The organism is Chamaesiphon sp. GL140_3_metabinner_50 (assembly GCF_025361915.1).
Taxonomy (GTDB): domain Bacteria; phylum Cyanobacteriota; class Cyanobacteriia; order Cyanobacteriales; family Chamaesiphonaceae; genus Chamaesiphon.
Window position 1 is genome coordinate 1 of sequence record NZ_JANYJC010000175.1, and the last position, 4,280, is coordinate 4,280.

The window sequence follows — 4,280 nt, forward strand, 5'->3', positions numbered from 1 at the left end:
AGCAATTAGATCGATCGATCTTCTGCTAGATCGATCGCAGCACCGCAAACTCAACGATCTAGAATCAACGATCGTCTTGCAAATTTGGTCGGGTTGTACCTACAGATCGATCGCTACTCGTTCTGCCTACGATCTAGACTATATCAAACAAATTGCGGCTCGATTATGGAAATTACTCTCGAAGTTATTGGGCGAACATATTTCTAAACTTAATATTAGATCGGTGCTAGAACGCCATCAAGAATCGCTGGTAATTGAAGATTCGATCGATGATAGAGAAAGAATTTTTCGTAGTTATGAAATACCAGCTAGTTTATTAAAGATCGATACTTTGACGATCGGCGATCGCCGAATCTCATTCGCTTTCATTAGTGCCGATCGCACAGATCGATCGCTGCGATCGACCGAAATTGAGTCTCCATCTAATCGGCTATCCCAAAGACAAGTCCGAGACGATATTCAATCTTTAATCTTCCAAAAATTATCCGAGCCAGTTACCTCAAATTTTCTCGTCGATGAGATTTTTTCTGTTTTGACAGTTAAGAATCCAGACGTAGATTCTATTAACTGTTTAATTGTTAATTGTTACTTATAACTCTTCAAGCGTTAGTTCGATCGCAACTCAAAAGTGAGTTATTCGCTGACAGTCAGGACATCATTTTGAGCCAGACAACCATCTTCGAGATGGACGATTCGATCGGCTACATCTAGAATCCGGTGATCGTGAGTCACCATCAAAATTGTCGTTCCCTGCTCCTTGGCTAGTTTCTGCATAATCTCGACGATTTCGCGTCCCGATTTACTATCTAGAGCAGCAGTCGGTTCGTCGGCTAATACTAGCTTAGGATGGCTCATCAGGGCACGGGCGATCGCGACGCGCTGTTTTTGACCCCCAGAAAGATTATCGGGGTAGTAGGACTTGCGATCGCTCAATCCGACGGCATCGAGCATTTCTGTCGCGCGTTCTTTGATTTCTTTGCTACTCATCTCGGCGTGCAGTTGTCCCGCCATTTGGACATTTTGCTGCGCGGTGAGCGATTTGAGCAGGTTGTGAGCTTGGAAAATATAACCGATATTGCGCCGGACTTCGATGACTTTACGTTTACTCGCCCCCACCATTTCCACACCCAACACTCGCATACTACCCTCTTGAGGCGATCGCAATCCACCCGATAGCGTCAGCAGGGTAGTTTTTCCAGAACCAGATGGCCCCGTCATCAGCACGATTTCACCTTTACCAATTTGGAGGTTGATATCAAACAACACTTGTTTTTTGAGATTACCTTTCCCAAAGTAGTGATTGAGTTGATGGACATCAACGACGATATTATTATCGAGATTACCACTCTCAATATTTACTAAATCTTGGCTTTTAGATTTAAAGGTTAGCATCTGGATTAGGTGTTAGGTGTTAGGCTTTAGCGATATTTTGACGGTCTTTGAGCGATCGATCGATTGTTTACGTTAATATTCCAAATTCTTTTAGTGCTGGTATAAAGTTATTGTTTTCATGTTGCGATCGAGTTAATTTAATTAATGCAAACCTTTGAATCGTTGTCAGATTTGCCCATTGGGAGCGATCGATATTTACACCTTCCTCGGCGGCTTTAGTCGAGACGCTTTCTGGAATTTCGCGATCGTTCGACCACGGTGGCTGCGGATCGATGCTGAGTAAACTAGCTTCATGTCCGGTATGTTGAAATATTAATTTAATCACATACTCTTTATAGGTGGTAATTTCTGAATCTCGATCGCACGGCAGCTCAACCAACTGCTGGCAGTCAGTTTGCGTAAATCTATTCCATTCGGCTAGCTTCAATTTCACACCGCAAGTATCCAACTTCAACCGCACGATCATTGGGATGCAACGTAATGAATCAACAAAATCAGCTTCAAATTTAAAGTATGTCATGGAATTAGTGAATAGTGAATAGTGAATAGTGGATAGTGGATCGTCAATATCCGCTCTTTATAGATCTGGTTAGATTCGATCGTCATATTCAACCTGTCTAAATTTTCAGTCCAACAACCTCACTATCCGCTAATTTCTCACTCCTGCCATAATTAGATCGATCGATTCTTGAGTATGGCTTTGTAATAATTCCTTACCGAGTAACCTTTTACCCGGCCAAAGATATTTAAGATTTTCCTGCGCGGTAAAATAAAAAGAACAAGTACCGACAATATTCACTGCGGTATGTCGGGGTTCGAGTTGGCGAAATGCGCCTGAGAGCATCCCCCGTTCCAAAATTTCGATGATGGTGCCATATAGAATATTACCCAATTGTTTCGGGTAATACTTGCCCTTATTTTGAACCGCCTCTAGACAGAGAATACTACCTACATGAGGATTTTCAGACATACATTGGAGCATAGTGGCAAGCAACTTTACCAGTGCGGCATCTGGTGGCAAGCAATCGAGCTGAAGTTGTTCTGCCAGACCTAACATTCCCACGAGACAACGTTCTAGCATCGCTTGATACAACTCTTCCTTACTTTGAAAGTAGTAATAAATGGTTGCTTTAGTAACACCTGTTTGGGCGGCAATGGCTTCCATGCGGGCGGCGATTAAACCTGTAACGGCAAATTCCGCTTCGGCGGCATCCAAGAGTTGATTTCGGGTTGCTTCGGAATTACGGCTCTGATTTGTCGATTTTGTGGTCTTTTGCTTATTAATTACGGGCATTATATAAGAAGATGCAGCAGTTTATTTAACTAAACGGTCAGTATAGCTTAGTTTTTATAATCCTATTATGGCATAGGGTCTAGGAATTGTAACTGATTTGACATATAATTTATTTAGGTGCTAAACTGACTAACGAGTAAGTAGATAAGTTTCCGCAGAAACACACCAGAGGCAACTCGCAAGCTATGACAGAAGATAACTTTGTAGTCGATAAATTCAAGAGCAAGAACTCAGTCAATCGCTGGGTGACTATCGGTGCATCAGTTGTTGCGCTGTTAATGTTGCCAGCCGGATTGCACTATGCGGGCATGTTTGCCCAAAAGCCGCCCGAAACGCAAGCGGCTAAACTTGCTGCGCCTGAGCCAGTAGTAGCTACCGCAGTCACATCATTAGGACGATTGGAACCATTAGGCGAAGTCATTAAAATCTCGGCACCCAGTACCCAAAGCGGTAAGGGGACGCTATCGCAATTGATGGTAAAAGAAGGAGATCGAGTTACTAAAGGGCAAATTATCGCCATTCTCGACAATCGCCAACGCTTGGAAGCATCCCTAGCCAAAGCGCAAGAAGATGTCAAAGTATCGCAAAGCAACCTGGCGAAAGTCAAAGCCGGAGCTAAAATCGGCGAAATCGATGCCCAGAAAGCTGAAATCGCTCGACTCACGAGTCAACTCAAAGGCAATCGGGATACATACATCGCGACAAAAGCGCGTCTCGAAGGTCAACTCAAATGGGAACCCGCCGCCCAAGCTGGCAAAATTGAATCGCTCAATGCCCAACTAGCAGGCGAAAAACCCACCCAAGCAGCCACAATCAGCCGCCTACAATCGCAACTCAACAATGCCGAAGTAGACTATAAACGCTTTCAACAACTATACGCCGATCGGGCGATCGAAACTACTAGAGTCGATGCCAAACGCCTAGAAGTCGATACCATTCGCCAACAAATCGCCGAAGCTCAGTCTAAATATAACCAAACCGTCGCCACCCTCAACCAACAAATTCTCGAAAATAAAGCCACTCAAAATAAAATTACCAGCAACGCCCAACAACAACTTGCCGAAGCTAAAGCTAACTACGAAACCAGCGTAGCCACCACCAACCAACAAATCGCCGCCGCTCAAGGCACCCTCGCCAAAATTTCTGAAGTCCGCCCCGTCGATATCCAAGGTGCCCAAGCCGAGCTAGCCCGCGCCCAAGCCACCGCCCGTCAAGCCCAAGCCGAACTCAGCGAAGCTTACGTGCGCGCCCCTATTGCTGGCGAAATTCTCAAAGTCCACACCCGCGCTGGCGAATCGCCCAGCGATAAAGGCATCGTCGAAATGGGGCAAACCAGTCAAATGGTAGCCGTCGCTGAAGTCTACGAAAGCGATGTTCGCAAACTTAGGGTCGGGCAATCCGCCACCATTAAAAGTGAATCTGGCGCATTTACGCAAAATCTCAAGGGTACAATCAGCTACATCGGACTCCAAATCGGCAAGCAAGATGTCCTCAACACCGATCCAGCAGCCGATTCCGACTCCCGCGTCGTCGAAGTCAAAATTGCGATCGATCCCACCGACAGCACCACTGTGAAGGGGCTGACGAATTCTAA

4 protein-coding genes and 1 pseudogene are annotated in these 4,280 nt (G+C 45.3%); 2 read left to right on the forward strand and 3 right to left on the reverse strand.

Annotated elements, in window-relative coordinates:
* Positions 1 to 595: pseudogene (locus Q0R35_RS08870) on the forward strand (hypothetical protein); the annotation flags it as partial.
* A 38-nt stretch (positions 596 to 633) separates the two neighbouring features.
* Here the strand turns inward: Q0R35_RS08870 and Q0R35_RS08875 are convergent.
* From Q0R35_RS08875 to Q0R35_RS08885, 3 genes are all read right to left on the reverse strand, one after another.
* Positions 634 to 1,392 (reverse strand): DevA family ABC transporter ATP-binding protein, encoded by a 759-nt coding sequence (locus tag Q0R35_RS08875; protein ID WP_295616347.1) that lies wholly within the window; start codon positions 1,390 to 1,392, stop codon positions 634 to 636.
* A gap of 67 nt (positions 1,393 to 1,459) precedes the next feature.
* On the reverse strand, positions 1,460 to 1,912 hold the full coding sequence (locus Q0R35_RS08880) for a nitrate reductase associated protein (protein WP_295616350.1): 453 nt from the start codon (positions 1,910 to 1,912) through the stop codon (positions 1,460 to 1,462).
* Between the two features lie 129 nt (positions 1,913 to 2,041).
* Positions 2,042 to 2,686 (reverse strand): TetR/AcrR family transcriptional regulator, encoded by a 645-nt coding sequence (locus Q0R35_RS08885; protein WP_295616353.1) that lies wholly within the window; start codon positions 2,684 to 2,686, stop codon positions 2,042 to 2,044.
* A 185-nt stretch (positions 2,687 to 2,871) separates the two neighbouring features.
* Here Q0R35_RS08885 and Q0R35_RS08890 point away from each other — a divergent pair.
* A partial coding sequence (locus Q0R35_RS08890; RefSeq protein ID WP_295616356.1) for an HlyD family efflux transporter periplasmic adaptor subunit occupies positions 2,872 to 4,280 on the forward strand: 1,409 nt, incomplete at its 3' end.